At 32.7% G+C, this 5,204-nt stretch carries 5 protein-coding genes and 1 tRNA gene; all 6 read right to left on the reverse strand.

Going from position 1 to position 5,204, the window contains the following annotated elements; all coding sequences use genetic code 11:
• Positions 1 to 27 precede the first annotated feature (27 nt).
• Positions 28 to 115: transfer RNA gene (locus tag COZ07_RS06620), tRNA-Leu, on the reverse strand.
• Positions 116 to 142: 27 nt separating this feature from the next.
• A complete protein-coding gene (locus COZ07_RS06625; RefSeq protein ID WP_406607782.1) occupies positions 143 to 1,180 on the reverse strand; it encodes a nicotinate phosphoribosyltransferase in 1,038 nt (345 codons plus the stop codon).
• Between the two features lie 19 nt (positions 1,181 to 1,199).
• On the reverse strand, positions 1,200 to 1,430 hold the full coding sequence (gene secG, locus COZ07_RS06630; RefSeq protein ID WP_406607783.1) for a preprotein translocase subunit SecG: 231 nt from the start codon (positions 1,428 to 1,430) through the stop codon (positions 1,200 to 1,202).
• Between the two features lie 285 nt (positions 1,431 to 1,715).
• Positions 1,716 to 2,477: a triose-phosphate isomerase gene (gene tpiA, locus COZ07_RS06635; RefSeq protein ID WP_406607784.1), complete on the reverse strand. Its 762-nt coding sequence runs from the start codon at positions 2,475 to 2,477 to the stop codon at positions 1,716 to 1,718.
• A gap of 15 nt (positions 2,478 to 2,492) precedes the next feature.
• The gene (gap, locus tag COZ07_RS06640; protein WP_406607785.1) at positions 2,493 to 3,488 is read right to left on the reverse strand and encodes a type I glyceraldehyde-3-phosphate dehydrogenase; all 996 of its coding nucleotides are present in this window, start codon (positions 3,486 to 3,488) and stop codon (positions 2,493 to 2,495) included.
• 116 nt (positions 3,489 to 3,604) lie between these two features.
• Positions 3,605 to 5,095 (reverse strand): RNA polymerase sigma-54 factor, encoded by a 1,491-nt coding sequence (gene rpoN, locus COZ07_RS06645; RefSeq protein ID WP_406607786.1) that lies wholly within the window; start codon positions 5,093 to 5,095, stop codon positions 3,605 to 3,607.
• Positions 5,096 to 5,204: the final 109 nt, after the last annotated feature.

Raw genomic sequence — 5,204 nt, forward strand, 5'->3', positions numbered from 1 at the left:
AACTATCTTCCTCTTTTTAAGACTTATTGGTGCCGGGAGGGGGATTTGAACCCCCACAAGCAATATGCTCACCAGCCCCTCAAGCTGGCGCGTCTACCTATTCCGCCATCCCGGCAAAATCTTAAATATAAAAGGTCTTTTTTTACATAATTCGCTTTAATTTTAAATTTTCTATCTTCCCTGGAATTCTTCCTCGCTTGGCAATTGGTTTTCCTTCAACTTCCTTTATATCCAGGGTCATATCAATAGGACTGGCATCACTTATATAACTACCTACTCCAAAAGCATCAACTTGCTCTTTACTTAGAAGATTTATTCTCTCTGGGGTGAGACCTCCTGAAACAAAGATCTTCACCTCAGAAAAACCAGCTTGATTAAGTCTTATTCTTACCTCTTTTACTAAATCTGGAGTCACTCCGCCTCTCTCACTTGGAGTATCTAACCTTACTCCCAATAAATCTCTTCCTAAAGCACCGGCTACCCTTATAGATTCTTCTGCTTCATCCTTAAAAGTATCAATAAGAATAATTCGGGGCACATCCTTAGGCATACAAATATTAAAAGCTTGAGCTGCTTTTATAGTATCTCCTGAAATGATTATTACAGTATGAGGAATAGTTCCCTGGGGTTTTTCCCCAGATAATTTTGCTCCCAATATGCAACTTGCTCCGTCTACTCCACCAATTATGGCAGCCCTTTCCATAACTGGAGCTACAGCGGGATGGATATGTCGTGAACCAAAACAGAGGACTTTCTTATCGCTCGCAGCATCTTTACATTCACGGGCTGCAGTAGCCCAGGCTGAACTACTGGCTAAAATTCCTAAGATAACTGTTTCAAAAACGCCAAATTCACAATATGGACCCTCTATTCTCATTACGGTATCTTTAAACTGAAACCTCACGCCTTCTTCTAAAGCCCATAATTTTATCTTTTTGTCTTTTAAAAGATTATATACTTCTTCAGTTCCAGCAAATATACCTCCCCCTCGGGGAAAAATTTCTGCAGTTACTATAGTGTTCTCTAATCGAAGATATCTTAATATCTCTTGAGCTCTCACAAAATATATATCAGTAGTTAACCCTTTCTCTATTTCTTCATGAGTAGCCGAGAAAAATTTTCTGTCTTGCTTAATAGAATAATTTTCTATTTCTATAATTGAACTTATAGATTCCTTCATTCTTTAAAAGATATCCCTTTTATTTAATCAAACCAATCAGAAGAGAAGACAACATAAAAAGTACTGCTATAACAGTAGTTAGTTTCATTAAAAATGCTTCTCTACTTTTACCTTTCTTACCACCATAATCAGCAGTTGTACCTCCACCAAATACACCTGAGGCACTACTTGACTTTCTCACTTGAAGTATTACTACCAAAATTAAAGCAATACTTACAATAATCTGAATCACTATTAAACTTATGGGCATTTTTAGCTCCTCTCTTAAAAATTAAATTAAGATAGTTAGAGAAAAATTTCTCTAAAACTCTTAATTTATTTTATTTATTTCACCAATGATTTCAGTGTTATATTTTAACACAATTATATGTTAAGTTCAAGATATTAAATATAGTATCGAGTATAAAATACAGTAACAAGTAATATGTAATGAGTAATAAGATTAAATTTCTAAAATTATAGGAACAGGTATTTATTACACGTCACTTATCACATATTACACATTTTTGCTACCCCGCTACAGTTTACACTAACTTTATAATATTTCAGCTGCTTTTACTATTTGAGAGAAAGTTAAAGCATATAAACTTGCTCCCCCAACTAAAGCACCATCAATATCAGATTCATTCATAAGCTCCTCAATATTTTTAGGGTTTACACTCCCTCCGTATAATATTCTTATCTGCTCAGCTACTTTATTCCCATATTCGGAGGAAAATAGTTCCCTAATAAATTTATTTATTAAATTGGCCTCCTGTGAGTTTGCAGATTTACCTGTACCAATAGCCCAGATAGGCTCATAAGCAATAATTATTCTTCCTGCTAAGGTAGAATCAATTTCCAGAAACAAAGCTTTAACTTCCTGTTCTATTATACTCTTAGTTTTGCCACTTTCCCTTTCCTCAAAATTTTCACCTATACATACAATAGGTATGAGATTAAACGAAAAGGCAGCTTTGGTCTTCTTAACTACTTCTTCAGAAGTTTCTTTAAAATGTTCTCTTCTTTCAGAATGACCTAATATAACATATTCACAACCCACATCTTTAAGCATTAGAGGAGATATTTCTCCAGTAAAAGCCCCTTTAGTTTCCCAATACATATTCTGAGCCCCCAGATGTATACTTGTTCCATTAATTATCTCCTTAACTACCCAAAGAGAAGTAAAGGGTGAACAAACTACAATATCTACTCCTTTAATTTCACGAATAAAATCTTTTAGCTCTTTAACCAAAGCAATAGATTCTACTACTGTTTTATTCATTTTCCAATTCCCAGCAATGACCGGGATACGCATTCCTTTAACCTCCATTTATTTCCAAATATATTTAAGAAGATCTATTATTCGGCAAGAATAACCCCACTCATTATCATACCAGGCTATAATTTTAGCTAAGTTATCAGCAATAACCATGGTAGACAGGCCATCAACTATAGATGAATTACTATTACCATTGAAATCTTTTGAGACTAAAGGTTCTTCGGTATAATCCAAAATTCCTTTTAAATCTCCTTGAGAGACCTCTTTAAAAGCTTGGTTAATCTCCTCTACACTAACTTTCCTTTTTAATAATACTGCTAAATCTACCACTGAAACATTAGGAGTGGGGACTCTAAAGGCCATACCATTTAATTTTCCTTTTAATTCAGGAATCACCAAGCTTACTGCTTTTGTAGCTCCTGTTTTGGTAGGAATTATAGAAAGCGCAGCTGCCCTTGCTCTTCTTAAATCTTTATGAGGCGAATCCATCAACCTCTGATCCGCAGTGTAAGAATGAATAGTAGTCATAGTTCCTTTTTCAATTCCAAAAAAATCATTTAATACTTTAGCAACGGGAGCCAAACAATTAGTCGTGCAAGAGGCATTAGAAATTATATGATGTTTTTCAGGTAGATATTTATCTTCATTAACTCCCATTACAATAGTAATATCTTCGTTTTTTGCAGGGGCAGAAATGATTACTTTCTTCGCTCCAGCAGTTAGGTGTTTTGTGGCACCTTCTTTATCTATAAAAATTCCTGTTGATTCAATGACTATATCAACACCTAATTTTCTCCAGGGAAGATTACTGGGGTCTTTTTCCTTCAGTACTTTTAAGCTTCTTTCCTGAACAAAGATAGTATCACCTTCTGCTTTTACCCCAGGTAATATTCCATAAATAGAATCATACTTTAACAAGTGGGCAAGAGTTTCTGCATCGGTTATATCATTAACCGCAACAAAATCTATTTCTTTATCTTTCAATCCAGCCCTAAAGACATTCCTCCCAATTCTCCCAAATCCGTTAATTCCTACTTTTATGGTCATTTCTTTCTCCTTTTTTATTTGATAAATTACTAATTAGTTAGCTAGTTAGTTGATTACCTGGTTAGTTAGTTAATAAATAAATTAATATTAAACCAGTTAACCAGGTAACTAAACAACTAAACACAAAATCTTTTACGTAAATTAGAAGGAGATATTTCTAATATCTCTCTGTATTTAGTAACAGTTCGTCGGGAGATGTTTATCCCTTTTTTCTTACTTAACAAATCGGTTAATTTTTGATCACTCCATGGTTTTAAATGATCTTCATTATCAATATACTCTTTTATTATACTTTTCACTTTATCCGTAGAAACAATTCCTCCACTTTTCATATCTACTCCCTTAGAAAAGAAAAAATTCATCTTAAGAAATCCACGGGGAGTTTGAATAATCTTATTACTAATCGCTCTGCATACAGTTGATTCGTGGATATTTAATCTATCTGCAACCTCTTTTAAAGTCAGAGGTTTGATATATAAAATACCTTCATCTAAAAAATCTTTTTGATAGTTGACTATAATTTCAGCAATTTGATAAACAGTCCTTTTTCTATGTTCTATTCCTTTGAGTAATGACCTGGCAGAGGACAATTTCCCTTCAATATATTTTATGGTATCTTTAATTTCGTGATCAGAAATATTCTTTCTCTTGGTCAACCTCTCTGCGACAATAGAAGAATTATTATTATTTACATCTAAAATTTTTTGGTATTGAGAATTTATCCTTATTTGTGGCAAGTAAGTATCATTCAGAAATACCCTATATTCATCTTCTCCTTTCTTCATTACTGTTAGATCGGGAATTATGTATTTAATTTCTTTCAAATCACCTATTTCTCTTCCTGGTTTAGGATCAAAAGTTCTTTTAATTATATCAGCTAAAGATTGAACCTCAAAAACTGATATCTTTAAATCTTTAGCAATTTTCTTATATGCTTTCCGAGCTAAATCGTTCAAATGTTTCTTTATTATCGTCTCTAGGTTTACATCATTGAGGCCTAGATATTTTGCCTGGATTAATAAACATTCTTCTAAGTTTCTTGCTCCTACTCCCGGTGGATCAAAACTCTGAATCAAAAACAATATCTTTTCTATTTTATCCCTTTTTATATTTAGATCACCAGAAATATCGTCTAAACTAAAAGTTAGATAACCATTATCATCAATATTCCCGATCAAATATTCTCCAATCTTATAGTCTGTATTATTATTTATCACCAGTCCTAATTGAGCTAACAAATATTCATGTAGTGATTCTTTATAATAGATAAAATTTTCATATGAATTTTCTTTTTCTAATCTTGATCCAGGTAAAGAATACGGTGGATAATTTTTTTCTTTAAGGTAACTTAACCAATCAAAAAAGTTATCTCCTTCTATGTTTCTTTCTGGTTCTTCAGTCCGACTATTAGAATTTTCCTCCTGGCTTATTTTTTCTACCATTGAACTTGCTTCTTGATTAATTTCTAACAAGGGATTTTCTACTAACTCTTTATCAATCAAAACTTTTAGTTCAACCAAATTTAGCTGTAATATATTAATCGATTGATATAATTGGGGAGTAAGAATTAATTTTTGTTTTTGTTTTAATGATAATTCATATTTCATCTTACCAACTCCACTGTTATCTACTCTATTATATTATATTATATTATATTATATTATGGTTATTTCCCAAAAAGTAAACAAACCTGTCCTCGACCTGATCGGGGAATGG

Origin of the sequence: Candidatus Infernicultor aquiphilus (assembly GCF_002784285.1) — a bacterium.
Classification (GTDB): Bacteria; Atribacterota; Phoenicimicrobiia; order Phoenicimicrobiales; family Phoenicimicrobiaceae; genus Infernicultor; species Infernicultor aquiphilus.